Origin of the sequence: Haloarcula quadrata (assembly GCF_003634715.1) — an archaeon.
Classification (GTDB): domain Archaea; phylum Halobacteriota; class Halobacteria; order Halobacteriales; family Haloarculaceae; genus Haloarcula; species Haloarcula marismortui.
In genome coordinates this window covers 605,608-631,755 of sequence record NZ_RBWW01000002.1, presented here as the reverse complement: position 1 = coordinate 631,755, position 26,148 = coordinate 605,608, and the positions used below count along the sequence as shown (strand labels likewise).

Here is a 26,148-nt window from a genome sequence, read left to right as displayed (position 1 = left end):
CCGGTGCGTCCGAAATAACTGCCGTTATTTCAGAGACACAGCGTGAGTCCGGATTCTGCGGACTCTCTTGCAAGCCGCTTCGCAGAGTTGAACGGTGCAAATTGGAGCGGTTTCCTGAAGTCCGGTGAAGTCTGGCCTCGTGGCTTCATCTATGAGTGAGACCGTGCAGAGAAGACTACTCCTTCGCTTGATTGGAACCCTGTTTGAAGCTCTCGATAACAACTGCGATTTTGTCCGTCGATGGAACGTCTCGGACGCTGTACTCGTGTGGGTGGTGCTGGTCATGTGGATATTCATCCGGTTGCGGGATATCGTATGTTTTGGTGCCTTGGAAACCGCTCAAGAACTCTCGGGTGAGCATCGGTTCTACGAACGCCAGCTGTGACCCCTCTTTGTCCCCGATGAATCCCTGAATGAGTGTGTTGTCAAAGTTCGTGGGGTCACCCTGCTCGTCGGGACCGTTTGGGAGCTCAGGAGCGTCTGTCGGCGCTGCGTGTTCACCCATGTCTGTAATATACCGCTCATCAGCGACGGGCGGCGGTGGTCGCATGTACCCCTCTGGAAGTTGAGCGAAGTCGAAGTTAGTCTCGATTCCGTCCGATGTTTTGGCATCGTATGGTGGAACCTGCGGACCCGCAATGTTGTCCACCGTTGCCGGGTCAAGCATGTGGAAGTGGATATCGAAATGGGGCTTCTCCCACGCTCCTTTGCCACCAAAATGGCCGTCTGGATTCCAGTTGAGTCCCAAGAAAGTAAATGGCGTATTAGCCGCGTCCGGGAACGGCACAAAGAACTGCAGCGACTGTTTGAAGTGGATCGTTGCTGCCTGTCCGCCAATCCGATACTTATCAGTCTCTGCCCGATTGTCTGATTCAGTTATATCCGTCTCGTCTGGAAGCCCTTCGAGTGCGGCGTGATCGAACTCAATTCCGTGATACTTCGCCTCTCCTGACGGTGTTTCACTCGTAAAGGTTCGGACTCGCCCGTTTCCGAGGGTAACGCTTCGTCCATACTCAGTGATTCCACTTGGCGGAAAGCCCTCCAAGCTATCGGTGCTATTTCCAGTACCCTTCGCGTCGGACTGCTCATCGTTGGCAGTTGCTATAGGTAGACCGACTCCGGCTAATATCGCACTTCCTGCAAGGGTCGACTGAAGCAGTGTTCGCCGACTTAGTGCGACCGTCGAATGGTCTGGCGACTGACCTGCTTCCTGTGTCTGATCGGAATCTTCCACCATACTAAAAAATATACTTCCATTTACACTTTAAGCTGTGCGCGGCTGGAATAGAACCGCACACCTCCAACGAGTTCGCCGCGCTGTCAACCTAAAACAACCTCCTGCGTTGGAGTCAGCAAAATCTGACACTGAACTGCTGGCCACGGTACTCAGATTGGCGCGGCGATTGTGCTGTGCTTTGTCGCCGGAAGAAACCCAGTGGCGTGGGTTTACTTGCCACCGTGAGGCTGGTCTTGGAAACCCCTCACCCAGCGGGGGTCACAAAATTGCTTCTCACACTGCCGTCAGACTGCCATCGTGACAGTTCCATGCCCTTGCAAGGACAGCCTGAGCTGGTCCGTTGACGCTACTTCCTATATGACCCCGGTTAGATGACGAACGTAACCTGACGGAACCACCATGGCTTAAGTACACAACTGCACTACAGAAGAGGCGAATGGGCTCGGGGCCGGAGTTGACGCAGACATCGCTGGAGACACTTCAGGAAGCACTCCAAACGGAGCGAATTACCTACGTTGATACGCTGAATGAAGATATCGGCGCAGTTGTTGAGAGTGCAGACCAGCTTGCCTTCGATTACGTCGTCGGTGATGTCTCTGACTATGGCGTGTCCTCGAATGACCATGTCCATCTTGATCTGGTCCATGAGGGCTCGACGATTCACTGCGTACTCTTCGGATACAAGCGGTCAGCTATCGACGCTACGATCGAGGATGGGATGCAGGTGGCCGTGAAAGGCTCACTGTCGTACTACGAAGACGGGGGCAACGTGTCCGTCATCGTCGAAGACATCGTTGAGGTCGGTGAAGGCACGTACCAGCGGATATACGAGCAAAATCGGCAACTGCTGGACTCGGATGGGTTGCTTGATCCGGAGCACAAACAGGCGCTTCCAGACTTCCCAGAACGAATCGGGATCGCCACCAGTGCAACAAGCGATGCCCGAATGGATGCAATTACCAGCATTCACGAGCGATATCCTGACGTTGATATCGTCATCCAGAACACGAGTGTTCAGGGCGACGATGCAATGATGTCGATCATGGGTGCGATCAGTGAACTCGATGACGACCCGCGGGTCGACGTTATCGTTCTCACTCGCGGCGGCGGTTCTGACAAGCATCTCCGGGTGTTCAACGAAACACCGCTCTGCCGTGTCATCCACAAAACCGAGACGCCAGTCGTGGTTGGAGTCGGCCACGAGAACGACCGAACACTGGCCGATGAAGTGGCCGACAGGCGGGTGATGACACCGACCGAGGTGGGCAACATCGTTCCAGAGCGGCCCACGCTGGAGGCGGAACTGGAAACACTCGAAGAACGTCTCAACACAGCCTACACAGAGACTGCCGAGACGACGCTGGAAACGATGGATGACCGACTCACACGGGCCTACAGACGAACAGTTGAGTCGGATCTGTCTGCGTTCGAAGCTGAGTTGGACCGCACATACGACACCCACGTTCGAGATGAACTGACTGATCTTGTGAACCGGCTAGAGCAAGCACGGACCCAGTATGACCAGCAGCGAAAACGTGAACAAGAGGTCGCTGCCCATCGCCGCCAGCGTCGACGGCTGCTGCTCATCTTGGTAGCGCTGGGCTTGCTTGTTGTGGCCTTGCTCCTGTACATCCTGCTTCCACTATGAAAGACGAGACAATCGCCGACAAGACCGACCGACTTGAACAGATTATTGAACAACTCGAAAACGGAGACGTCGCGCTGGAACGAGCGAACGAACTCCATGCTGAGGGCACGGAACTGATTGCTGAGTTGGAATCCGAGCTAGCTGTTGGGGATGGCGAGGTTATTGATCGCTGAAGTCCGGTTAAAACTGTTTTGAGCTATAGTAGCTCTCCTCACAGAACGTCCCGTATTTCGATTTCTGTGGTGGCTCTTGCGATGGCTGCACCCTCGCCGTCAACGTTTATCTCAGAAAGTTAAGACCCAATGGACGGCTAGGCAGCGGATTTAGATTAGCTAACCAACAGCCAGAACAGTTCTCATTCTCTGTTGGTTAGCGTGTTCAGAGTACTGGAAGAGTCCGGGTACGCTTACGAAGTCTCAGTCGATCACATCGGGTTAGAGGAAGCGTCTACTTGGGAAGAGTGTGGAAGCCACCCAAGCAGACAGCGAGATAGAAGAAGAGCACCTGCTTAATTTTGTCGTCAATAGTCTTGACGAGGAACTTTCATTAGATCTCGGCGAGAATGTCAAGGTCACGGCAGAGACGCTCTATGAGGTCCTCGCCGGCGCCAGCGCCGGCGGGACCTCGATCAATCACGTCTGCGAAACGACTGACGACTCACCACACGCTAATACCGTCCGTGGACATCTCAGCGATCAGTTTGAACTGGATTCGGTTGAATCGGTTGGAGACACGCTGCTTCAACGAGATACGCTTGAGACACTTCCAGATCGACCGGTGGAGGTCTGCGCAGACCTCCACCTCGATCCCTACTACGGTGATGAGGACGAAACCGAGGCTCTGTACTCCTCACAGGCCAAGCGTGGAACAACGACGTTTCACGCCTATGCAACGCTCTACGTGCGCGTACGCAACAAGCGATACACGCTGGCGGTTCGCCAGCTCGTTGCTGGCGAAACCACCAGCGATGTCCTCGGTGAGTTTCTTGAACTCCTTGACGGCCTTGACCTCGGCGTCAAGGCCGTCTACCTTGATCGAGGTTTCTACAACAGCACCTGTCTCAAGCTGCTGTACGCGCACAATTACGCCTATGTGATGCCGATCGTCAAGTGGGGTGAGACGATTCAAAACAAACTCAGCAAAGGCTGGAGCCGCGAGATCGAACACGATCTCGCTGGCGAGGTGGAGTTCCCTGTGTTCATCGACTGCGTGTACCAGCAGGGACGGTACGACGAACACGGGGTGGCGCGTCACGGCTACGCCGCTGACGCGCCCTTTATCGACACGCCACGAGATGCACGAGATCACTACAGCAAGCGCTTCGGCATCGAATCAAGCTACCGATTAGCCAAGCAGAGCCTCGCTTTCACTAGTTCTCAGGATGCTGGACTACGGTTGGTAATGTTTGTAGTGAGCCTACTGCTTCAGAACAGCTGGCGATATCTCCACTGGAGGTACGTGGCGGCGCCCCGCCGTGGGGGGCGCCGCCTCTTGCAGTGGTCGTTCACGGAGTTTTGCGAAATGACGCTTCGCGCAGCTTGGACAGCACTTGGTGTCCGCAGGTCTGTTCCAGCGAATCAACCACTTGACGGCCGGTTCTTCCGGTAGCTGTCCATCGGGCCGGACGGCGGTCGTCAGTGGTGACACTGTCGCGTCGGCGGCAGTCCGCCGCCGACAGCGACGGTCCATCCCGAAAATCATGCTCACCAGCGGTTCGAAGATGCTCCACAGCTAGTTCGGTTTAGTTCACCGTAATCAAACGGGGTTACGCGGCTGTCGATGTGATCGACTGAGCGTGTGCTCCATAGAGTCGTTCCCGACGAAACGCGGCACAGCACGGTTCACCGAGGATTACGTGTACTTCGAGGAGTCGTTTTGGGGGTACATTAAGTCACTCTACCGAGACTACTGGCAGCGCGGAACGTGGTGGTCCAGCAGTGCCCTTGTCGGCTATTTGTTTGCGTTTCCAATCGGCATCTGGTGGGTAGTCAGCGCGGTCCGCGGTGGCAGCTTCCTCCACATCGCCGTCGTTGGCGGGTTGATCCTCGTACTCTGGGCGGTGAATTACGCATGTGGGTTCCGATCACCAGACCGAATTCGACTTGCTACTATTGAGCAGGTCTCTGCAACAGATGGCATGATGGGACTGACACGTTCTCGACTCGTCATTAGGTACACTGACGGGGGAACAACCTGTAAACGCCGCGTGAACCTCCCGTCACTTTACACGAGCGGTGGAGAGACAGTATACGAACGGGCACAGGAAGCGTTTGCCGAGCGCGGATTCTGAAAGGCGCCTTTTATTTCGAGAGGACATCCCTTGAGCGAAGGGCGGTAATGCTGAATATGCGCGTCGTATCTTGCACGGCTATCAGAACATCTCTCTGAGTTGGTAGAACTCTCGGCGGTCAATTCGCAGGTCTACCTTGCGGCTGTTTCACTCGTCTCCACAGGTGAAGAAACTATATTCAGTGGCTGATATTATAGACCAAGACCCATTTTTTGATCCCCCGGTCGGGTGCGGGGCGGTCCAGTGAGGGCGTCCCGACAGTACCCATGGCATCGAAGACCACAAACGGCGAGCAGACCGGAGAACAGCACCCAGCATCTAGCGAAGCGCAGTTCCCAGGCCTCACACTCCACGCCGAGGGGACCGCAGATCGACTTCGGCGAGTCAATGAACCCGGGAAGGCCGATTGTCTCGAAACAGTCGAGGTCGAGCTAGCTGTCGAGTACGATATCGCCTCCTACGACGAGTGGCGCAATCTCGTCGACCCAGACTACGCCATACACGGACGGACCGTTGAGAAGGGCACGATCATCGACGACTTGCTCGACAGACTTGAAGACCACTACCGCCGGCAATCGTCCTCTAGGTATGAAGCCCCGGACTGGAATCTCACGGTGACCGGCTCGGCGACTGCGTGGCGACGACTCTTGATGGAATTTACCCAGATGCGAGGTTCAGATTCCGACCGTGCTGACAAAGGCACTCTTCGTCTCAAACGGTTGCTCGCCGCAGGCCTCGTAGACACAGGCGCAGCGCTGGCTGCCCTCGAACTCATCAATCAGTACGATCTGGACAGATCAACGGACACGTTCATCGCAGAAGTGACAGACAGCACGGACGGCGAGTAGTCAACCCGTCCTGTCTTGGTCTCTGTCGGTTTGTACTTCCCTCGGGGCTGGAGTTTAAATACGATGACGAACGCAACCAAGCGTGTGACTGACCGGAATCCTGAGTACGATCCCGCTGATATCCTCGGCGCAGCGAGTTCCGACCCTGAAACGAGGGGGAACGGACGGGAACGAGTCCTCGAATCCACCGGCTATCCCGACCGTACAGAGGATGAGACTCGTACCTGCAGAACCTGCGGACAGGATATCCCACGGGATGAACGCCAGTGTCCGTTCTGCGCTCAAACCGGCGTCTCAGAGATACCTTCCGACGATCAAGGTAGTAGTCCACTTGGGGAGTGGACGTTCGGTCGAGTAGTACTCGCGCTCGTCGAAGCGAACACTGACTTCCATGCACGAGCCCTCGGCGCTGCGGCCTTCTCCGTTTCCGACAGCATCGCGACCGGCGAGGATGTCTCCCATGGAACGGTGAAGTGTCGAGCAGCCTTCGGGACCGGGCCAGCCGCCACTCTCACCAAGGGCTGGCCCGACCTGCCGACCGAAGCCACGATCGACGAGGAATCCGGACAGGCGCTTCTAGAGACAGCCGACGAGCAGACCAACTGGGGCGGGAATGGGGACGACGTCAAGCCACGGATCTACCTCGAGGACGGGTCGCCAGTCACCGACCGCTCGGAGTTCCAGCAGCTCACGGATGAGTTCCGACAGGACGATGGGACGTACTGGCTTGTTCCCGGCGTTGTGAAGCGCCATCAGGCAAGAGCCGAACCGGAGATAATCGGCATCGGATTCTACTGTCGGCAGTGTGGCGCCGTGACGGGACACGAATCACACGGGCTGGACGGTTTCGAGTGTCACTCACACCTTGACCGGCTGATCTGGACCTGCAGGGAGTGTGGGCAGCACCGACACGAACCCGACCAAGAGGATGACACGGGGGACGTCACGGACTACGAGCATCTTCCCGACGGCGTCTCTCCCGAAGACATCCACGGCGACGAGCCAGACTTCCAGGAGCAGGAATTTCAGGACCAGATTAGTGCCTATCGCAAGCGGATTGGCTCCTTTCCGTGGGAGCGGTAGCTATTCTGTGGCTTCAGAGAGGACTTTTGAGTAAAGCTCATCAGAGATCCAGAAGCCAGCGTCACGAAGGGCGTCAAGTTCGTGTTTTAATTCAATGTCTCCAGCATTGGCTCCGCGGAGTAGTATTCCGATGACTCCCGTTACGGTCAGGCTGTGTCTCCGAGCGACCTGTCGACCGTCTTTTTCATCCAAAAGGATGAGGTCAGGATCGTGCTCGATGGCATGACAAATAGCAGCTGTTTCCCCGAGATCCAGCTCGTGGAAGATTTCAGTGAAGAGGTGCGACTGTTCGACCTCGGTAATCGTCAGGAACTCATCGTCATGCAACGAGCGAAGCGTGTCTACACCTGCCTCTCCATCAGTGAGTTCGTCCCACACCTGACGCGGAATGGTGATGCTCGAAAACTGCGATTTGAGAAGGGTGAGTTGGTCGATAAGTGCAAGATTCAGCAGCGGTGACGTGTCCGAGACTACAAGCTCGTTATTCGGCATAGTCGAGGTCTTCAGCAAGTTCAGTGTCGGTGTAATGGCGTTGGATTTCGCGGTCTCCGAGTAATGTCTGGAATTCTCGGTGGGACAGTTCTGCCAATGCACGCGCTTTCCCGAACGAAAGGACATCACGTGCGTAAAGCGAGACAGCCAACTCTTGTTTCATTGCCTGCGGCCGCTCTCCCTCAGGAATTTGGAGCGCCTCATACACCTCCTCGTCAATTTCGATAGTAGCCATACTCGTCTGTTGGATAACCCGATTATTGAGTGTTTGGCTGCGCTATTCGCATATGGCGTCGTGTAGTCTCACCTGTGCGGTCGAAAACGTCTGTTCTCGTAGATGGGAGTGCAATTTGGCTACGATACGATTCGTGTTCGACGTCCATGACCGACCGGTGAACAGCTGAGGTTTTGTGTCTCCCTCGGAGCCAGAGGAGATCATGAGTACGACAGCGCCTGCCTTCGAGCGGAGTCCAGACTGTATGGCAAATGATACTGTAACCCGCCGTTCTGTGTCTCCGGCATTGTTGAAGAGTTGGCTGGCTTCGCACTCGGACAGCTATACTTTTGTTACGACCGAGGATGTCATAGAACGATACGAATCGTATTCCTTTCGCTGCAATCGAGATGAACTATCCGTTCACTACACCTGCGTGTTAAGTATGCGCAACTAGGGGCTCAGCGCCGTGCGGAGGTGGGGTGACAATGAAGAAGACAGGTGAGTGCTGATGCCCGGCAAAGTGAAAGAGTACGTGAAGATACCAACCTATCATACAAAACCAGCACAGTTTCACCAGTAGTAAATATAGAATGCCCACTGATCAGGAAGCATTCTGTCGGCTGTGTTAAATAGTGCCCTCTGAGCGACGCTGAAGTGACACCGATCTTTAGACCACCGGCACAACCCCTGAGGGCCCAACTCAAATCTGACTACTTTGACTAACGCCGCTACGCAACAGAGCAGTCAACTGAGCTAGAGCCAAGTGCCGTCTAGAGGCTTGAGAGCCAATCCAACACCGCGGCTGGATCTCCCAAAAGGGCGCGTGCATTCGTCTTTAGCTAAGACTCACACCTCGGTTGTGTAGCGGTAGCGAGCGTCTCTTGTAAGATCGGTCGTTGTTGGTGGATCTTCTGAGCATCCTCGATCAGCCGCTCCAGCAACGGCGGTGGCGAGTAGCCGAGGTACTCACCGAGTTCGTGGAGGATGAGCTGGGCGTGCGACCGGAAGGTCGCCGCCCAGCGTTCCGGCGGAAACACGATCTCATCGTCGGCCTGCTCGGTGACCAGATCCAACAACTCTCGGCTCACCAGCAGTGACAGCAACGCAGCGTATAGTAGAATTTTCACGACATCAGGGTTGTTCGTGTCGAATTCGTCCAGTTCGTACTGCGTTTTCAACTCACGGAACAACGTTTCTACCTCCCATCGACACCGATACAGCGTCGCTAGATCCGCCGGGAGAAACTCCTCTCTCGGCAGATTCGTGATGTACAGGTGGTAGTCGTCGGCGTCCTCGTTGCGGACGCCGACGACGCGAAACCGCTTCGTGTCCAGCGACCGAGTTCCCTCGTACTGGCCGCGCTTGAATTCTGCTTCCACCTCTACGTCGATGTACTTCCGCGAGAGATCATTGACCACGTCGTGGATCTGCTTGCCCTCCAAGGGAATGGCGCGGCCGCGCCATTCCCGTAATTCCGCCGTTATCACCGGATTTGCGTTCTGCTTCAGCCGACTCACAAAGTAGCCGTCGTTCTCGTCGATCAACGCAAAGCGGCGGTATTTGAAGTACGCCCGATCAAACAGAACCAGTCGTCCTTGCAGCCACGATCCCGTCTTGAACAGCGCGCTGTCGTGCGTTTTCTCATCAGTCACATCGATCCGTTCAATCGTCTGGTCGGTGGCGTTGTGGAGCAGGTGGAGCTTCGCTCCAGCCTGCTCCTCGTGGCGGGCTTGAAACTCATCAGAGAGGAACTCGTGCAACCGCAACACGGTTCCATCAGCGATCATCACGTCCCTGAATCGGTCGATATCAGCGTCAACAGCATCAGGGACAGCGACCTCGTCGAGCGCGGCCTCGACGAGGTCGCGGAGATACTCTGCAAGAGTAGGCGTCAACCGGTGATAGAAACCGCCAGAAGAGATCGGTTCGTCAGCTGTAGCGTTGTAGCAGCGTCTAAACCCAGCGAGTGTTCGGCTCTCGCCTGCGGCGAAGCCGAACACGAGCGCCCACACGAGGACAGGAATCTGAAGCTTGCCCTCTCGCTCGACCACGCCGAGTTCCTCGGCGTGCTCTTCGAGGAACTCGGAGGGAAACAGTGTAGTGAGCCGACGCATGATTCTCGACGAGGAGGTGTCAGTGTGCACAGCGGACTCCTCCTCATTCCTCTCGAAAAGTAGCCTCGATAAGCCGCTGCTGTCACGTGGTTCGTCTCTTAGCTAAAGACAGATGGACAGATGCTGGGTCGTGCAGGACGCGCCAGCAGCGACCTCGAAAGTCGATGTGTTGGCCCGTAGAAAGTACATCTGCGACGAGTGTGCCATCGGCAGTGTGTCCAAATACGCACCCACCGCTCAACGTGGGTGCTCAGCGAATATCTACAAACGCACCCAGGTATCTGGCAGGATGTGCATGAGCGCCTCCGGCGTGTGCCGGACGAGTCACCGGACCGCTGGCCCGGATTCGAAGCATTCTGTGAGGGCACATAGACTCAGTCGATCACATCGACAGCCGCGTAACCCCGTTTGATTACGGTGAACTAAACCGAACTAGCTGTGGAGCATCTTCGAACCGCTGGTGAGCATGATTTTCGGGATGGACCGTCGCTGTCGGCGGCGGACTGCCGCCGACGCGACAGTGTCACCACTGACGACCGCCGTCCGGCCCGATGGACAGCTACCGGAAGAACCGGCCGTCAAGTGGTTGATTCGCTGGAACAGACCTGCGGACACCAAGTGCTGTCCAAGCTGCGCGAAGCGTCATTTCGCAAAACTCCGTGAACGACCACTGCAAGAGGCGGCGCCCCCCACGGCGGGGCGCCGCCACGTACCTCCAGTGGAGATATCGCCAGCTGTTCTGAAGCAGTAGGCTCACTACAAACATTACCAACCGTAGTCCAGCATCCTGAGAACTAGTGAAAGCGAGGCTCTGCTTGGCTAATCGGTAGCTTGATTCGATGCCGAAGCGCTTGCTGTAGTGATCTCGTGCATCTCGTGGCGTGTCGATAAAGGGCGCGTCAGCGGCGTAGCCGTGACGCGCCACCCCGTGTTCGTCGTACCGTCCCTGCTGGTACACGCAGTCGATGAACACAGGGAACTCCACCTCGCCAGCGAGATCGTGTTCGATCTCGCGGCTCCAGCCTTTGCTGAGTTTGTTTTGAATCGTCTCACCCCACTTGACGATCGGCATCACATAGGCGTAATTGTGCGCGTACAGCAGCTTGAGACAGGTGCTGTTGTAGAAACCTCGATCAAGGTAGACGGCCTTGACGCCGAGGTCAAGGCCGTCAAGGAGTTCAAGAAACTCACCGAGGACATCGCTGGTGGTTTCGCCAGCAACGAGCTGGCGAACCGCCAGCGTGTATCGCTTGTTGCGTACGCGCACGTAGAGCGTTGCATAGGCGTGAAACGTCGTTGTTCCACGCTTGGCCTGTGAGGAGTACAGAGCCTCGGTTTCGTCCTCATCACCGTAGTAGGGATCGAGGTGGAGGTCTGCGCAGACCTCCACCGGTCGATCTGGAAGTGTCTCAAGCGTATCTCGTTGAAGCAGCGTGTCTCCAACCGATTCAACCGAATCCAGTTCAAACTGATCGCTGAGATGTCCACGGACGGTATTAGCGTGTGGTGAGTCGTCAGTCGTTTCGCAGACGTGATTGATCGAGGTCCCGCCGGCGCTGGCGCCGGCGAGGACCTCATAGAGCGTCTCTGCCGTGACCTTGACATTCTCGCCGAGATCTAATGAAAGTTCCTCGTCAAGACTATTGACGACAAAATTAAGCAGGTGCTCTTCTTCTATCTCGCTGTCTGCTTGGGTGGCTTCCACACTCTTCCCAAGTAGACGCTTCCTCTAACCCGATGTGATCGACTGAGAGTACTGTTCTCAGCACATGAATGTCGGGAAAGCATTGCTCAACTCCTTACACTACACAGAATTCAGTGCATCTAAGATCTAAACCGCATAAAACGGACTTCCCCGAACTACACAACCTCGGCGGATAGGTTTGATGCGTGCCTTCTATACAATTATCTAAAGTCGTACTAATCTCCAGAACGAAGTTCAAAGCTCTCATCGGCTACGTCTGAAGCCGATACTGTCTAAGTGCGGAGTGAGAACTTACTGATATCGCTACCAGTGTTTAATAAGAACCGCCAGTGTCACAGGCGTCGTTGTACTGCATTTCGATTTCCTCTATCCCGACACCGAGTCCTGCGAGAGATGTATGGGTACAGAAGCAGCGCTCGAAACAGCTCTCAAACTGGTCGCACCGGTCCTGACCGCTGGTGAGTGTGTCGAATTCGTCGCCTCGGTGCTGATCCTGCCCGACTGAGCGTCTAGCACTCGAACGCTTACTGGGGATGAGTGGGAACGCTGTCCAGAGTCGTCAAAATCCGCGCATTTATTGATACACGTTCTGGTGTCGATGTTATCAGGTGTTGGTCTCGGTGACTAACCACACGAATACCCCAATTAGTCGCCAATCTTCTCCGAAACTAACTCATCCTCCGAAACTGTGGTCCGCGTCAATTTGGTATAGCAAAATATGATTTATGTGTTGTAGTAATGAATTTGCCAGTGCTTGTCTTGTTGTGGGTTTCTGCATGAGAAAACAATACAAGACAAACTATTAGTAGTACGATTGAAATACGCTACATACGAAATTACGGCGGTTTAGAGTACCAGCAGGGACAGTACGTCGGTTACGCTGTCCACACACTCAGATCAATGACTGAAACCCGCTATTCGACGATGGACTTGGCTGACTGCAAAGCATTTTACCATGAGACTGTTGTGCCGGCGATGAAAGACGACGGCCTCAATCCAACCACTGAAACCCCCACATATGCGTGGCTGAACGGACGGTTTCCGGGACTTGTCAAGCACCTCCAGCGCCGATTCGACCTGTCTCCGGGGCAGTTCTACGACGAGATCGAAGTGCCGGAAGACGAGAAGGCGTCGGAGCCATTCGATTTTCTCTCTGATAACACACAGCGAGCCATCGAGGAGTACCTCGCCGAGCTTTCGACCCGACGTGGGCGTGCTGATGCGACAATCGACACACGTCGGTCGATTTTGCGACGGTACGCAAAAGTATATACCAATATCCACGATACAAAAGATTTGCTCGCACCGCTGGAGAATCCCGATGAACGCGTTGCTGAGATGAATCGGGTTGCAGCGACCTTCGACGCACTTGACCAACTGGACGAAGCCCTGACGACGCTTGCATCACGGCGTAAATACGTTCAGGACACACGGCAGTTCTACAAGCACTTGGTGATGTTTGGCGGTGCCGCGTACAATCCGCTTGCTGACCTCGAAATCCGATTTGGGTGGGATACGACTCCATCCTGGGACAACAAGGCACTCGATAGAGACGCCGTTCAGCGTCTCTATGCAGCGGCGACTGAGCTACGCGACCGATTCATCGTGGTCGCATGTTGCGGGTGGGGGCTTCGACCGAGCGAAGTGGCCTCGCTCCATATCCGGCAGCTCAACCTTGATCCGGATGATAACTCTCACTCGTACATAGAATTCGCCGACGGCGAGCGGAAAAACGGTCCTGGGACCGTAGCTTTGCTGGCTGGTCTGAAGACGGTTACTGAGCGTATTGAAGCACTCTCAGATCCGGATTGGAACGGCTATTTGCTCCCTTCCTCGGCTGCCACCACTGGCCACCTGACCGCTGAAACCGTTCGCCGACGGTTCAAGTCAGTGGCAGAAGTCGCGGATATCACCGTTGATGGTGACAGGCCGACGCCGAAAACGGGTCGTCGATTCTGGTACACGACGTACGGCGTCGCTGTCCGGCGGGTTGCAGAGCGGTTTGAAGACGTCGCAGCTGAGCAGGGGTCGGCGTCTGCGCAAGTTGTGCTCGACAACTATCTGTCGGAGTCTGAAGCACGGTCGCACCGTCGGGCAGAGATGCGAGAGGCGCTCGCGGGGTTGTTTGATGAGTAGTTGGCCTCGCCGGGCTGGTAGTTAGGTAAAATAAAATGACTATACTGTATAGCTATACCGTCTGACTAATCCTTATATCTGTGCAGTGTATTCGGTAAGGTATGCTGACCTACACCGTGTACAGCGAGGCCGGCGGTGTCGGCAAGACAACGATGGCGGCGAATCTCGCTGTCGCCGACGCCCGTGCTGGTCACGACGTACTCGCAATCGATATGGACCCACAGGAGGGGAGCCTCTCATTCCTGTTTGACGTTGCGGACCACCGAACTGACTCAGAGGCCGATAGCCTAGTTCGGCATCTTGTCGAGCGGCCACGCGGTCCCTTCTCTGACCTCATTGAAACCTCAGAGGGTGTCGATGTCCTTCCCGCACACAATTCTCTGGAAGTGCTCTCGAAACACCTCCGGCGTCGCGAGGAGGAAGCAGCGGACTTCGGCGAGAACTGGAACCCCAACGTCCAGCTCCTACGTGTGCTAAAAGACGCGGGCGTTCCGTCCGAGTATGACACCGTCATCATCGATCCACCGGCGACTGCGGACGTGAAACTGTACAACGCATTGCACGCGACGCGGAACCTCGTCATTCCGTTCGAGCCGAGTGGGAAGGGACAGCAGTCCGTTGCGGGACTTGCAGACCTCGTTACCGGCCTTGAAGACACGCTGGACATTAACGTGGGCGTGTTAGCTGCAGTACCGAACCGATTCAAAGGAACGAACGATCAAGAAGAGATGCTCAAACGACTCCAGGCGGAATCGTACGACATCCCGGTAGTGTTTCGTGAACGAACGTCCTTGCTCGAAGGGTGTTGGCGCAAGCAGTGTTCGGCGTTCAAATATATCGAAGAACATCGGAGTCGGGAACGTGACTACGAAATCGAAACGCTGGAACAGTTCGAGGAACTGGCGGCACACCTCCGCCAGACCCGCGAACAGGAGGCAACAGCATGAAATCCGGCTCCGGCGACGATCCGTTTGCAGAGACGGACGCAGATCCAGAGCCAGAATCAGACGACCAGCAGGATGAGATGGCTGTCGAAACCGAGTCCACCGACGTAGAAGCTACGACCCAACCCGACATTCCATATAAATTCCGTCGTGACTCGGTCAAACAGGACCGCAAGCAGCGACCGATTTTCATCCGGCCCGAAGTTGCGGAACGCGAGTCCACGTTCCTCCGCAATCTGGAGGATGAAGTTGGAGAGGACGTGTACAAGACTGACGCGCTGGAGGCTGCCCTCGTCGTTGCCATGGACAACCCGGACCTTGTGGCAGAAGAGCTCCGTGAATGGGGGTACGACTGGGAGCAGTCAGCGGCTTCCCGATAAGATCTGCTTTGATTTTTGTTCGTAAGCACAATTGTCGACGAAGCCTTGTCTTTGCGCCTTACTTGTCGCTCCGTTTGATGTGCCCCTAGCCCTGACTCGGTAGGCTATCGAACAAAACTGGAACTGATAGTTGTGTTAGCTGACTATTCCTGTTCGCTGGTCTCCTTGACTACTTAATGCAGCTACAATAGCTAGCTATACTATCTAGATATGTTGACTAGCTATTTTGATTAGCTATACTTTCTGGCTATAAAAAGGCAGTCGGGCCTAATAGCTGAAGACCCTCGTTAGCCTTTGTAGGTGTTGCGGCGAGCTGATGCGAATAATCTCTATCCGAGCCACTCAACCACTCAGACGGTTGCCGTCGCCGGGATATGAAGCAGGTTGCGTCAGGTGCGAAACCAAGAGCAGAGCTATCCGCTGGGGGTACTCATCCATAGAGTAACCAATGATGTGACGACCCCAGTATCAACCGCTCCTGACCGACCACCCGTCTCAGGCCAACTGAGTGTCTAACATTGACTTGCGGGGTTAAATGAAGGTTCGAACAGCACTCAGAATATCTGCCGGCTGCTGGGGCTCGAAACTCTCCTGATACTCAATATCAGACTTTGCCAGACGAGCTATTCCGTCCAACCCGATGGTGTGATGGACGGGCGAGACCACACCAGTGACAGCTTTCGTCCAGAAGTTCTGGCACAACAACCTGCGTGTATACGACTCCCCCTGCACAAAGGACCTCACAGCAGCTTGGCCGGACTGTGCCGCATGTACCATTCCAAAGCCCGTCAGGCGGTTCGCCAGTCCGATTGCATCGCCCGCGATATGTACTGTACAGTCGTTTAGCTCGTACGAGCAGTCTGAGAGACTTCGTAGGCCGTTTGAAACGTCGGTTCCGCTGTACAGGGTCTCACGTTCCGGGGGCTCAATGTCGACTTCTGCAAGCAACTGTCGCATATCCTCATACAGTTCGGCAGGAGACTTGTCCTCCTGGCAACCAAGCCCGACAGTTGCTTCGTCTGGCGATTGTGGCACGATCCAGAGGAAGTAATTCTCGTACGCAAGCGCTCTTGGTTCTGGATACAGGTGTGAGAAGTCGGCTTCTATCCTCCCGCTCAGCGTCGGACACGCCACGTCATATGACAGGGACGTGAACCGCCTTGAGATCGGGAACTGCCCGGTGGCATCAATTAGCAGATCTGATTCCGCAGACAGCTTCCGAAACTCCGCTTCGTCAACTTCTGCGTCCGCTATAATCTCTGTTTCTTCGAGCGTGCTTGCCCAGTGTTTCTCTAATTCCCCTCTATTCAGTATTACACCATCAGGGACATTTATCGCAGTCTTCCCGTCGGAACCGACAAATATCCCGGTTGTAGCTTCCCTGACGTAGCCCGGAACGTGCCGATCTAGTGGCAATTGTGAGTAGTCCCAGACCATCTCTCCCCAGGCGCCTCTTCGGTCACCGCTGTATGTGCCCTTATCGTAGAGATGTACGTCTGATGTAACCTCTTCTGCCAGTTGCGCTGCTGCTAATCCGGCGAAGCCCCCGCCGACAATAGAAACCCTCATATTGTCCACTTTGGCGGTAGCTATTTCAAACATACCCTATTGCCCGCATGTCTTTCGCGCCGGTTTCCGAACGCCGTGAACGGCTACGCTGTCCGTTGAACGGGGTATTCGCCTGCTATCCTGCTTTGGCGGCACTGTTTGCATCTTAGAACTCCAGAACCGATGTCTACCAGAATGGCTGCTATGGTGGATGAGGTGGGACCCGATGACCGAGGTCTAACAAACCATGTGACAAGCGTAGTGCCGGATCGTGTCGGCAATTCGGTCACGTCTTCACCTGCAGGATATCGGACCGGAAACTTAGCAGCATCTGCCCGGAAAAACGCATACAGATCGAGTAGCTAACTCATGAATAGGGAAGCTTGGTTATTCACTGACAGTATTATAATTGAAGAGCCAACTGTCTACCTATTTCAGAAATACGAGGACCAAATATGCGGTATTCGTTAGTAAAATACCTACGTATGACAGTAGATAAGAAAATATAATGTTAAAACTTATAGCCGTTGTCTAGAGTGTAGCAGTGGACATTGAGATGCCGCGAGGATATCGAATTGCTATCTTCGTATTCAAATTATACCGTGCGGGAGTATAACGAATGTACCACTGTTATTGTCTTGCGGACGTGAGCGTGTCATAGAAAGGGTCACATACGAAGCAGCAGGGTGCGGAAAGTGTGTCCAGCACAACCGCAACCCTGCAAGATTTGGATTCGGTAGACGCCTTCTTGAATGTCGCGGCTACCGAGACAGTACCGCTGTTTGAGCATCTTGAGTTCGAGTTTCTGCTAGAGTACGACGTGTTCGCCCCCGCTTCGAGGGGGCGAACACGGGTGCATCAGCCACCAGACCTCTTTCGCGGCTTTCTGCACTGCTACTACGAGGATGTCTACGGTACACGCCCGGTTGCACGAGAACTTCAGCACGGCCTCGTCTGGTACTATTGCGGGCTCGACAAACCGCCATCCAGAGACACAATCGACCGGTTTCTCACCGACCTAGAACACGTCATCGATGATGTTTTCCAGAGGCTCGTCGAGCAGGCCGCCGCCCGCGGCCTGCTCAACTCAACGTACTCTATCGATTCGACGCACGTTGAAGCGATCCAGTACAACGACGATGCGTCGTGGAACTACGATTCAACGGCCGAAGAGCACTACTACGGGTTCGGCTGTACGATCGTTTCGACCGGTTCAAAGATCCCGATTGCAGCAGAATTCACCCAACGCAAGCAGGCAGACGCTGAGACGGCGATGCGCGTCACAAAAGACGCGCTCGCCGTCGGGACACCGATCTGGATGCTTGGAGACAGTGCCTACGACATTCTTGAGTGGCACGACTTCCTGCTGGAAGTAGGGATTGTACCAGTCGCCCCGTACAACCCACGAAACACTGATGACCCGCTCGATATCGAATACAGGGTCGAAGACCGTATCAAGGAACACAGTGAGGAGGTTCAGCTCAAGCAATCAGTCTTGGATGAGACGTACAACCGCCGTACAGGAGTCGAACGCACCAACGATGCGGTGAAGGACTGCGGCCTCGGGCACGTTCGCGCCCGAGGCCGCGTCCACGCACGAACAGAGGTGTTCATTGCGCTGTGTCTCCGCATCGTTGTCGCAATCACAAATTTCGAGCGAGGAGACGACCCGGGTCGTGAGAAGCTCACACTATGAGGAGGATTCTATGACACGCTCGACGTGCTAATCTGTTGCTTCCGAATACCTAGTTCCCATTAGAGTCACGTTCCTTCGATGTAATCACAGGAGCCGACTGAGAGGCCGGAAGCGTGGTTGTTGACGAACGGCACAGAAGCGACTGGTATGGTCTATGAGTGGTATCTGCGCAATCAGGCTGTGACTGGCTGATCCGGTGGATTGGAGACAACCTATCGACGATACTATCGAGCAGGGAACCGATCACACTCTGCTCAATCTTGTATATTGACTATACCGAACAGAATCTCGGTTGCTCTGGTTCCTGACGCGCTGGCCGGTGCGTGGCTGAGGCCTACGGACAGAGCGCAGAGGGTATGTTGTTGTCGTCAGGAGTATTCCCCGGGCTAGCAAGCAAGCCCGATTCGGAATTAACGAACCGTAGTGTTCAGATAAGGATTGAAGAGTGAGGCACGGCGGTTTTGAAGTGTCTATGCCCAAAAACGCCGGCCTCGGCGGTAGTATCGACCAAATCGACTTAGATTTTGTGGAGCGAGAAGCGACACCGCGACTGCTGATGAAGCTGAGTATTCAACTGCATTTGGCTGGACTATCACTTTCGAATACTGTCTCGGTTCTTGAAATATTCGGTGTCCAACGCGCTCGATCAACTGTCTATAATTGGGTTCACAAAGCAGATTTACAGCCCAAAGATGGACAGTCACCGGATCACGTTGCGGTTGACGAAACTGTGATCCAACTCAACGGTGAGAGATATTGGCTGTACGCCGCTGTCGATCCACAAACGAACAAATTGCTTCATACGAAGCTTAGACCAACTACAACAAAGGTTCTCGCCCATGCATTTCTCACCGAACTCTCTGAGAAACACGACGTCGACGACGCCGTGTTTCTCGTCGATGGCTCCAGATCGTTACAAGCTGTGTGTCAACGACATGGCTTCGATTTCAGATACGAAAAACATGGAAATCGGAATGCTGTTGAACGTGTCTTCAGAGAAATAAAACGACGAACTGTCTGTTTCTCAAACTGTTTCAGCAACGCCGAAGCGGAAACAGCCGATGATTGGATCAGATCGTTCAGCTTCGCATGGAATCAGCTTATCTGAACACGATGTAACGAACATAGCTAAAATTCAAGTCGCTCGAAGGGGTTTCAGGGGGATTCACAGCACTCGCCACGACTGGTTGACTCAGGTAGAGGGCGTCTGAAACGCGACTCCACATCGGTGAGTCGCCGGTGCTGTCTCTGGGACATATACCTGTAACAACGCTCTGCAAAGGTGCCCATTGTATTTGAGATATGTGAATACTACTCACCGCTGGCGGCTGCGGACTCCAAATTGATCTCGATGATGTTTGCTGCCTCCATTACCAGTTCAGGGAGGTCATTGTAGAGGTAGTCACCGGAGAGCCGCGTTTTCGGTGCGGTCACACTGATTGCTCCACAGACCGTACCGTCCACGTCTTGAATCGGAGCGCCTACAGACCGCATGCCCCGAATTTCCTCCTCATCGTTTACCGCGTACCCCCGCTCTCGAATTTCTTCGAGTTCTTCCCGTAGCTCGTCGGGGTCAGTGATTGTCTGCTCTGTCTGCTGAACAAGTCCTTCGGTAGCTATTGTTTCAGTGACCCGATTGTCATTGAAATATGCCAGCAGCGCTTTTCCGGTCGCAGTACAGTGGAGGTACTGTGGGGATTCCCTGGTCCGCCGTTGATAGTCCACAGCGACAGTTTCGCCCCCATTATGCTCGTACAGCGTCACTTCCCTGCTCCGGTACGCAACTGCGAGATGGACCCATTCGTTTGTCTCTTCGGCTAGGCGATTTACTTCCTCTTTTCCGAGCTGATAGAGGTCGATCCGATTCCGAACGCTTTCACCGAGTGGTATGAACCGCAGCCCCAACCGATATACCCCGTCTGACTTATCGATAAAGCCCTCAGCAACGAGTGTCTGTAGGTACGTATGTAGTGTACTTTTGGCAACATCTATATTCCCACAGAGATCGGAAAGCGTCGCCTCAGACTGTGACTGAAGTTCACGCAGGACCTCACTGGCAGTCTGCATTGACTTGATTCGTCGGGTTGGTGGCTCGCGTTCAGTCATGTGCTGATTCTCGTTTATCATGGTTATATGATTTTGGTATATCGGCTCAATTGAATCCGGCGAATTTCGGCGTTTCAGCGTTCAATTGCCTGCTCCACGTTGTAAACGCCGGCTATGAGCGTTATCTCCCGGAACTGGCGGAACCAGTCACGCGCTCGGACGGCGGAGCCGTGCGAGCGCTTGATTGAGGAGTTGACGGACTCGGTCTGTGATCGCTGACCATAGAGCTCGTCGTCTATTCGGGCGTTGTGTGCGTGATCGTAAGGAGCGAAAACACGGTGCTTTATCAGCGGACGAATCCCGGCGTTTCGAAGCTCCTCACGGAAGCTCATGTCATCATAGCCTTTGTCAGCGGCCAAGCTTCGAAGGTCGCCCGCGTTCCGCAGGGCGACCTTCGGGCCGATCTTGGTTTCGTCAGGCCACTTCGTGCTGCAGTGTAAGTCAAGAATTGCTCCCTCAGCTGTATCTACGAGAAACGTCGTCTGGATCGTTTTGACGGAACGATCAATCCGTCGCAAGTAGTGAGACGATGCCTGCTGACGGTCGAAGTAGGTGGCATCAATTGCGGCGTGACCATTCTGGTCCAGCAGCTCCGCCGACCGGCGGAGCAGCTGTCGCCAGACAGTTATCGATGCCCGTTTGAACGCCTTACACAGCGTCGAAGGCGCGGGAAACTCCCCGCGTTGAAGATTCAATACCGCTCGAACACGTTCCATCTCTTCGGCCCAGTCGATGATTTCCTCGTACTCCGCGCTCATGTGTTCGCGCAGATAGAGCAAGACTGCGTGCTTCCAGCCGGCAAACCCGTTGCCGGCTGGATCACTCAGTTCCATCAGCGCAGCGTCAGTAAGCTTTTGAGCGAGCGAAGCCACTTGCTTCACGAAGCGGAAGAGGGTGTTGTGCATAACATTACTCTCCCGCTTCATACCCGTGATTCTAACGACCTATCCCGGCGCCGTCTGTGGATTCAATTGAGCCGGTATATCGAATGCACAGTCTGTTGCTGTAGCCCTCTTCGTCTAAGATATATGCGCCAGATTGGGATGGTCCGCCTCAGTGGACTGGATCTCGAAGCACAATCCAATCCGAACCGGATATATCGACTGTCAGCAGCACTCCCCTACATGAACTTTTATTAATGATGATGTCGATGGAGCAAACGACATGCGCTGTTGCCATAGTCGGTGTAGTCGCCAAACTGGCCGTATAGCGACTGAAAAGCCGATACGGACCTCATCGGCAGGAACAGATTTTGATGCAGATACAGCATTGCGCAACGAGCGGAATGGCGATACGTAACCGAATCAATAAGAATGAGTTCTGAATTCGACATCAAGCTGTACGACGACATTGACCCCGAGGACCGACCCTCTCTGGTAGAGGCGCTGATACCGATTATTGGGATGCTAACCGCACTGGGGATAGGTATCGGAATTTACGGGCTTGACCCTCAGTTCCCCCTCCTCTGGGGGATTGCCTTCACTGGCCTGTTCAGTTACTTCCGATTCGACATCTCCTGGGACGAGATGTACTCCGGGATCACACACACGTTGCTGATGGGCATTCAGGTCGTGTTCATCCTGTTTATCGTCTATGCGCTCATCTCGACCTGGATACAGGCCGGAACGATTCCGACGCTCATGTACTACGGCCTTGACCTGCTGCACCCGATAGTGTTCCTCCCGCTCACAGCGATCATTACTGCGGCGATAACGTTTGCTATCGGGTCATCGTGGACCGCGGCGGGGACGCTCGGCGTTGCCTTCATCGGAATCGGTTCTGGACTTGGACTCCCTGAACCAATGACTGCAGGGGCAATCCTCACCGGCGCATACACGGGTGACAAGCAGTCACCGCTCTCGGACACGACAAACCTCGCTTCGGCGGTGACGAACACTGATCTGTACGATCATATCAATGCGATGCGGGCAGGGACGTTCCTTGCCTTCTCCATCGCTGTCGTCCTATACGCCGGCCTCGGCATCCGCGCATCAGGGGCTATTCCTGTTGACCGGATCGCTGAGATCCAGACGGCGCTTACGGGCTCGTTCACGATCTCACCGCTTGCCTTCTTCCCGCTTCTCGTGACATTCGGACTGGCCATCTACGGCATCTCTGCAATTCCAGCTCTCGGTGCTGGTGTCTTTGCCGGCGCGATAACCTCGGCCGTGCTTCAGGGCAACTCGTTCACGTCGGTCTGGACCGTCGCACAGAGTGGGACAAGCCCGGAAACAGGGATGGAACTCGTAAACGGCCTCCTCGCAAGCGGTGGCATGGTTGGCGGTGCATGGGCCGTAACAATTGCCATCGCCGCACTCGCACTGGGTGGGCTGTTTGAGTGTACTGGAATTATCGCCGTTCTAGCCCATCACCTCGGCCAGCTCAGCAAGAGCGTTGGTAGTCTCACTGGTATTACGGTCCTGTCGTCAGTCTCGATGAACGTCCTTGCGGCAGAACAGTACATCAGTATCGTTGTTCCCGGCGTGACGCTGGGCAGTCTCTACGAGGAGAAGGGGCTCAAGACAGAGAACCTTTCGCGGGCGATTGAGTCCTCCGGGACCGTCACAAGTGCGCTCATTCCATGGAATAGCGGCGCAGTGTTCATGGCTGGCACGCTTGGTGTCAGCACGTTCCAGTATGCGCCGTATTACTTCCTGGGCTTCCTCTCGCCGCTCATCCTCATCCTCATGGGAGTTACCGGCTGGCAGATCACATACACTGAGGCTGAGGCTGACGACCATATGACGAGTAACGTGGCTGCACCGGCAGATAGTGACTGATCACACTATTCGAAGAGTGAGCATGTGAGAACCCAGATCCTATCTGGAATACACAGTGCACCTCCGGTCTCGCAACCTGCTGCCTATTGGGTCGAGTGTAGCAGTGAGTGAAATACAGTAACTGACACAGCCTGACCGAAAAGGTTGGGAAAATTGAAAATATAGGTTTTGGTACTATATCTGATTAATTGGGAAATGCACTAAACACGCCTGCGACGTGTAGAATTAAGCGGCTATTCTTTGAAGATTAAAACTGCGGCATCTCACAATCTAGCGTCCTACTGCCAACTATTACGAGTTTTACGCTCAGTATGCCGATTTAAGCAGCTCAATGGTATAATGCCACTAGGTATAGTGGAAAAGTAACGTTGTGAGCAAATCTGTATAAAAAGAGCACGAGGAGCGCTGAACGAACTGAATGACGCAATTTCATTCGGTGCTGATAGACCAGTTGAACTTGAGTTAGTGTCTCGTCGCGTTACGTGAGACGGCACAATGAACGGAACTGTTCTCCAAATAATAACATATCTTACTTATATTGGAATATTACACGACTACAGAATGGAACGTGCTGCTTGAAGGAGGCTGTGTTTTACTCATGCCACTGCTTTGTGGCTGGCGGGTCGACACCTGTAAACTGTTCGCCGCGTGAAAACGCCTGAAATAGGTGGCAGTAGCACTTGAATGGGCCGCACTGACAGTAGCTACTGCAACCCAGTTCACAACACGTTACCGGGCACTGGTTCAGTTGCTGCCCCGTTCAGACCACCACAACACGGTCGGTCTGCCAGCAGCCTCGAAACTCACCGACGGACTGCACTGACAGACCGAACTCGTACGTGGTTGTTCGGCCATCCGGCCCTGTCACCGTCACCCGCTGTTCAGCATAGTTCTCATCCCGCTCGACAGGGCCCCGCACAGCCTCCTCAAAGTCGATCATCGGCCGGTACTGTGGTGACTGGACCATGGCTATGAACCGGTCAAGCGGGCCAGTAGAGCGGCGGTTGGCCGGGGAGGCGAAGTTGTACGCCGTCATGATTCCCGCGTTCTCAAACGGGTCGTCATTTGTTTCCAGCGCGTCAAGCTGCAGGGAAACGGCGTCGCCGGGGCTGTACGTCTCACGAGGCGTCGGAAGGTCGGCCACCGGATATTCGCGTTCAGACATTGGTATCGTAGGGACGAGCGCGTACCTGCAACAGGTGCTGTATCAGCATGAATGGCACGCCTGAGCAGCCATAGGCCGGACATCGACGGGAGTTTGTGTTACCGCTAACTACAACAGCCAACTGCGAACATGGCCCCACTCAGGGACGCACTTATCGACTGTATGCTGCTAGATGAGGAGAGATTTCGCCGTCGGCTTCCAGACATTGTCGAAACACACAATCTCCAGAGTGTTGACCTGGAACTCGCTGACGAGTCACCGACTGACATCCTCCAAGACCTCGATGGGTTCGAGCCCAGCTCTGTGACGGCGTCTGAGCGGGAACGCATCGCCAGAATGGTGCGACTCGGGACGGTCCCGCTGGGTCTGACGCTCACTGGCCCGGCGTATCAGGATAATCCAGTCCGATACGCGACACAGACGTTTCAGGAGATGACCGGGTACTCGCTAGCAGCGCTTCGCGGCGAGAACCTTCGATTGCTGCAGGGGCCAGCAACTGACGCCGATGCAATCGCAACGCTTCAGGAAGGGATCGATATCTGGGAACAGCGGACCGTCGAACTGTGGAACTACCGAGCGGACGGGACACGCTTCAGAAACCGAGTGACGATAGTGCCACTTACCGGCCCCGATGGTTCCATCACGAACTGGCTCGGGGTGCAGAAAGCTATCGACACGCCGGACACCTGACTGCCGGTGGCACCGCTCAGAACGCGTCTCTGACCGGCTGGCCGGTCAGCTTGCGATGTAAAGGAGATGCACCAGCGCAGCTGTCATCCCGGCAGCAATCATCAACGCCCATCCAGTCCGCCGGACACGCTGCCCGTACTCGCTTAGGTCGTTGTCTTCAGTTCCGAGTATCGTGACGAGCCGACTCGGCTGTCTGAAGGGACTTGGCGGCTTCGGGTCTGGGAGTCGCCGCCGGAGTTGCTGGTACTCGGCGAACGACCAGCCGCCGTACAGGCACAGTGAGAGGATCATCCCGACCCAGAAGCTGAACCCCGCGAGCATCGGGAGCCCGATCGGCCCCAGAAGTTCTGCCTGAATCTCCTGTGGCGGGCCTCCAAATTCACCGGGGGTGTTGAGAAGGCCGAACACCAGCGCGACCATCGAGAGCCAGAACCCGACGAAACAGACACCGAGTCCCTGTTTCGATAGCCGGTGGAGTGTCTCGCCGTGACTGTCAACCCACGTCTCTCGTGGCGCTGGCTGCCCCTCACTTGCCGGACGGAGCTCTTGCTGACCCGGGTTCTTCGCCCCCAGCCCGGCCAGTACCCCGATGACGGAGAGGAAACCACCGACTGCGATGGCTCGCAGTGGGAACGGCGTCCGCTCTCGAATCAGGAACGCGTCGTCCGGGTCGGCTGGTGAGACGTATGCGCGGGCCGTCGTTCCCGGCTCGTAGGACTCGACCACCGACTCCGCCCTCGATCGGTCGGAGTACGTCCGGACGCCTGTGCTCGGGAACACCTGCTCGCTGGTGTAGGTCTCCCCCTGATATTTGTACGTGTACTGAATTTCCGGTTCGTAATCGATTCCTCGCCCGCCGTCCATTCGATCGACACTGGAATCGGTGATGGTTGCCTGGACGGCAACGGCGTTGTCGACCGCCTGTGACTGCTGGACGTAGTCGTACCCGCCGAACCCGAGCAGACCGGTGGCAAGGAGCAGCAAAAGTGCGCTCTTCTGTGAAAGGTGGAGGGTCGTGATTCCGACCGAGACCTTCATATCAATACACAGTATTGTATCCCACTCGTAT

General features: G+C 55.1%; 23 protein-coding genes. 13 read left to right on the top strand and 10 right to left on the bottom strand.

Going from position 1 to position 26,148, the window contains the following annotated elements; genetic code table 11:
• Window positions 1-175: 175 nt before the first annotated feature.
• Entirely contained in the window at window positions 176-1,237 is a 1,062-nt protein-coding gene (locus tag BDK61_RS20250) for a hypothetical protein (protein WP_121304370.1), read from the bottom strand.
• A 436-nt stretch (window positions 1,238-1,673) separates the two neighbouring features.
• Here BDK61_RS20250 and xseA point away from each other — a divergent pair, with 436 nt between their 5' ends.
• The 6 genes from xseA (at window position 1,674) to BDK61_RS20215 (ending at window position 7,106) form a co-directional block, all read left to right on the top strand.
• Window positions 1,674-2,885, top strand: a complete 1,212-nt coding sequence (gene xseA / locus BDK61_RS20245; protein ID WP_121304369.1) for an exodeoxyribonuclease VII large subunit — start codon at window positions 1,674-1,676, stop codon at window positions 2,883-2,885.
• Complete coding sequence (gene xseB / locus BDK61_RS20240) at window positions 2,882-3,058, top strand: exodeoxyribonuclease VII small subunit (RefSeq protein ID WP_011225057.1); 177 nt, start codon at window positions 2,882-2,884, stop codon at window positions 3,056-3,058. Before xseA ends, xseB begins: the two co-directional genes overlap by 4 nt.
• 289 nt (window positions 3,059-3,347) lie before the next feature.
• A complete protein-coding gene (locus tag BDK61_RS20235; RefSeq protein WP_121302948.1) occupies window positions 3,348-4,493 on the top strand; it encodes an ISH3 family transposase in 1,146 nt (381 codons plus the stop codon).
• 187 nt (window positions 4,494-4,680) lie between these two features.
• Window positions 4,681-5,175: a hypothetical protein gene (locus tag BDK61_RS20225; protein WP_004966844.1), complete on the top strand. Its 495-nt coding sequence runs from the start codon at window positions 4,681-4,683 to the stop codon at window positions 5,173-5,175.
• A 266-nt stretch (window positions 5,176-5,441) separates the two neighbouring features.
• Window positions 5,442-6,023 carry a hypothetical protein gene (locus BDK61_RS20220; protein ID WP_121304368.1) on the top strand — a complete coding sequence of 194 codons (582 nt, stop codon included), beginning with the start codon at window positions 5,442-5,444 and terminating at the stop codon, window positions 6,021-6,023.
• Window positions 6,024-6,086: 63 nt separating this feature from the next.
• Window positions 6,087-7,106 (top strand): hypothetical protein, encoded by a 1,020-nt coding sequence (locus BDK61_RS20215; protein ID WP_004966842.1) that lies wholly within the window; start codon window positions 6,087-6,089, stop codon window positions 7,104-7,106.
• Here BDK61_RS20215 and BDK61_RS20210 read toward each other — a convergent pair whose 3' ends face one another.
• The 4 genes from BDK61_RS20210 to BDK61_RS20190 form a co-directional block, all read right to left on the bottom strand.
• Entirely contained in the window at window positions 7,107-7,598 is a 492-nt protein-coding gene (locus BDK61_RS20210) for a DUF3368 domain-containing protein (RefSeq protein ID WP_011225035.1), read from the bottom strand.
• Complete coding sequence (locus BDK61_RS20205; protein ID WP_004966840.1) at window positions 7,588-7,833, bottom strand: UPF0175 family protein; 246 nt, start codon at window positions 7,831-7,833, stop codon at window positions 7,588-7,590. The genes BDK61_RS20210 and BDK61_RS20205 overlap by 11 nt, the downstream gene beginning before the upstream one ends.
• An 821-nt stretch (window positions 7,834-8,654) precedes the next feature.
• The gene (locus BDK61_RS20200) at window positions 8,655-9,929 is read right to left on the bottom strand and encodes an IS4-like element ISHma1 family transposase (protein WP_011222252.1); all 1,275 of its coding nucleotides are present in this window, start codon (window positions 9,927-9,929) and stop codon (window positions 8,655-8,657) included.
• 559 nt (window positions 9,930-10,488) lie between these two features.
• Complete coding sequence (locus BDK61_RS20190; protein ID WP_121302948.1) at window positions 10,489-11,634, bottom strand: ISH3 family transposase; 1,146 nt, start codon at window positions 11,632-11,634, stop codon at window positions 10,489-10,491.
• A gap of 900 nt (window positions 11,635-12,534) precedes the next feature.
• Here BDK61_RS20190 and BDK61_RS20185 point away from each other — a divergent pair.
• From BDK61_RS20185 to BDK61_RS20175, 3 genes are all read left to right on the top strand, one after another.
• Complete coding sequence (locus BDK61_RS20185; RefSeq protein WP_121304367.1) at window positions 12,535-13,770, top strand: tyrosine-type recombinase/integrase; 1,236 nt, start codon at window positions 12,535-12,537, stop codon at window positions 13,768-13,770.
• Window positions 13,771-13,871: 101 nt separating this feature from the next.
• Complete coding sequence (locus tag BDK61_RS20180) at window positions 13,872-14,717, top strand: ParA family protein (RefSeq protein WP_004965622.1); 846 nt, start codon at window positions 13,872-13,874, stop codon at window positions 14,715-14,717.
• A complete protein-coding gene (locus BDK61_RS20175; protein WP_004965623.1) occupies window positions 14,714-15,094 on the top strand; it encodes a hypothetical protein in 381 nt (126 codons plus the stop codon). Before BDK61_RS20180 ends, BDK61_RS20175 begins: the two co-directional genes overlap by 4 nt.
• Before the next feature lie 531 nt (window positions 15,095-15,625).
• Here the strand turns inward: BDK61_RS20175 and BDK61_RS20170 are convergent.
• Entirely contained in the window at window positions 15,626-16,696 is a 1,071-nt protein-coding gene (locus tag BDK61_RS20170) for an NAD(P)-binding protein (RefSeq protein WP_121304366.1), read from the bottom strand.
• A gap of 643 nt (window positions 16,697-17,339) precedes the next feature.
• Between BDK61_RS20170 and BDK61_RS20165 the strand changes: the two genes are divergently transcribed.
• Window positions 17,340-18,338 carry a transposase gene (locus BDK61_RS20165; protein ID WP_121302241.1) on the top strand — a complete coding sequence of 333 codons (999 nt, stop codon included), beginning with the start codon at window positions 17,340-17,342 and terminating at the stop codon, window positions 18,336-18,338.
• Window positions 18,339-18,810: 472 nt separating this feature from the next.
• Window positions 18,811-19,446, top strand: a complete 636-nt coding sequence (locus tag BDK61_RS20160; RefSeq protein WP_011222305.1) for an IS6-like element ISH15 family transposase — start codon at window positions 18,811-18,813, stop codon at window positions 19,444-19,446.
• 203 nt (window positions 19,447-19,649) lie between these two features.
• Here the strand turns inward: BDK61_RS20160 and BDK61_RS20155 are convergent, their stop codons facing one another.
• Window positions 19,650-20,444, bottom strand: coding sequence for an IclR family transcriptional regulator (locus tag BDK61_RS20155; RefSeq protein ID WP_208644701.1), 795 nt, complete (start codon window positions 20,442-20,444; stop codon window positions 19,650-19,652).
• Window positions 20,445-20,518: 74 nt separating this feature from the next.
• Complete coding sequence (locus tag BDK61_RS20150) at window positions 20,519-21,370, bottom strand: IS5-like element ISHma10 family transposase (RefSeq protein WP_121304364.1); 852 nt, start codon at window positions 21,368-21,370, stop codon at window positions 20,519-20,521.
• A 387-nt stretch (window positions 21,371-21,757) separates the two neighbouring features.
• On the opposite strand from BDK61_RS20150, the gene arcD reads away from it, so the two are divergent.
• Entirely contained in the window at window positions 21,758-23,224 is a 1,467-nt protein-coding gene (gene arcD, locus BDK61_RS20145; RefSeq protein WP_004965630.1) for an arginine/ornithine antiporter ArcD, read from the top strand.
• A gap of 760 nt (window positions 23,225-23,984) precedes the next feature.
• Here arcD and BDK61_RS20140 read toward each other — a convergent pair.
• Window positions 23,985-24,389: a DUF4864 domain-containing protein gene (locus BDK61_RS20140; protein WP_011222611.1), complete on the bottom strand. Its 405-nt coding sequence runs from the start codon at window positions 24,387-24,389 to the stop codon at window positions 23,985-23,987.
• A gap of 129 nt (window positions 24,390-24,518) precedes the next feature.
• Here BDK61_RS20140 and BDK61_RS20135 point away from each other — a divergent pair, with 129 nt between their 5' ends.
• The gene (locus tag BDK61_RS20135) at window positions 24,519-25,079 is read left to right on the top strand and encodes a PAS domain-containing protein (protein WP_121304363.1); all 561 of its coding nucleotides are present in this window, start codon (window positions 24,519-24,521) and stop codon (window positions 25,077-25,079) included.
• 45 nt (window positions 25,080-25,124) lie between these two features.
• Here the strand turns inward: BDK61_RS20135 and BDK61_RS20130 are convergent, their stop codons facing one another.
• A complete protein-coding gene (locus BDK61_RS20130) occupies window positions 25,125-26,117 on the bottom strand; it encodes a DUF3592 domain-containing protein (protein ID WP_121304362.1) in 993 nt (330 codons plus the stop codon).
• Window positions 26,118-26,148: the final 31 nt, after the last annotated feature.

Bases quoted from the DNA above. Each gene is read 5' to 3' on its own strand.
- BDK61_RS20250 (WP_121304370.1), bottom strand. From the start codon at position 1,237: ATGGTGGAAGATTCCGATCAGACACAGGAAGCAGGTCAGTCGCCAGAC.
- BDK61_RS20150 (WP_121304364.1), bottom strand. From the start codon at position 21,370: ATGAAGCGGGAGAGTAATGTTATGCACAACACCCTCTTCCGCTTCGTG.
- BDK61_RS20140 (WP_011222611.1), bottom strand. From the start codon at position 24,389: ATGTCTGAACGCGAATATCCGGTGGCCGACCTTCCGACGCCTCGTGAG.
- BDK61_RS20200 (WP_011222252.1), bottom strand. From the start codon at position 9,929: ATGCGTCGGCTCACTACACTGTTTCCCTCCGAGTTCCTCGAAGAGCAC.
- xseB (WP_011225057.1), top strand. From the start codon at position 2,882: ATGAAAGACGAGACAATCGCCGACAAGACCGACCGACTTGAACAGATT.
- BDK61_RS20185 (WP_121304367.1), top strand. From the start codon at position 12,535: ATGACTGAAACCCGCTATTCGACGATGGACTTGGCTGACTGCAAAGCA.
- BDK61_RS20155 (WP_208644701.1), bottom strand. From the start codon at position 20,444: ATGACTGAACGCGAGCCACCAACCCGACGAATCAAGTCAATGCAGACT.
- BDK61_RS20160 (WP_011222305.1), top strand. From the start codon at position 18,811: ATGCCCAAAAACGCCGGCCTCGGCGGTAGTATCGACCAAATCGACTTA.
- BDK61_RS20205 (WP_004966840.1), bottom strand. From the start codon at position 7,833: ATGGCTACTATCGAAATTGACGAGGAGGTGTATGAGGCGCTCCAAATT.
- xseA (WP_121304369.1), top strand. From the start codon at position 1,674: ATGGGCTCGGGGCCGGAGTTGACGCAGACATCGCTGGAGACACTTCAG.
- BDK61_RS20180 (WP_004965622.1), top strand. From the start codon at position 13,872: ATGCTGACCTACACCGTGTACAGCGAGGCCGGCGGTGTCGGCAAGACA.
- BDK61_RS20220 (WP_121304368.1), top strand. From the start codon at position 5,442: ATGGCATCGAAGACCACAAACGGCGAGCAGACCGGAGAACAGCACCCA.
- arcD (WP_004965630.1), top strand. From the start codon at position 21,758: ATGAGTTCTGAATTCGACATCAAGCTGTACGACGACATTGACCCCGAG.
- BDK61_RS20210 (WP_011225035.1), bottom strand. From the start codon at position 7,598: ATGCCGAATAACGAGCTTGTAGTCTCGGACACGTCACCGCTGCTGAAT.
- BDK61_RS20175 (WP_004965623.1), top strand. From the start codon at position 14,714: ATGAAATCCGGCTCCGGCGACGATCCGTTTGCAGAGACGGACGCAGAT.
- BDK61_RS20170 (WP_121304366.1), bottom strand. From the start codon at position 16,696: ATGTTTGAAATAGCTACCGCCAAAGTGGACAATATGAGGGTTTCTATT.
- BDK61_RS20130 (WP_121304362.1), bottom strand. From the start codon at position 26,117: ATGAAGGTCTCGGTCGGAATCACGACCCTCCACCTTTCACAGAAGAGC.
- BDK61_RS20135 (WP_121304363.1), top strand. From the start codon at position 24,519: ATGGCCCCACTCAGGGACGCACTTATCGACTGTATGCTGCTAGATGAG.
- BDK61_RS20215 (WP_004966842.1), top strand. From the start codon at position 6,087: ATGACGAACGCAACCAAGCGTGTGACTGACCGGAATCCTGAGTACGAT.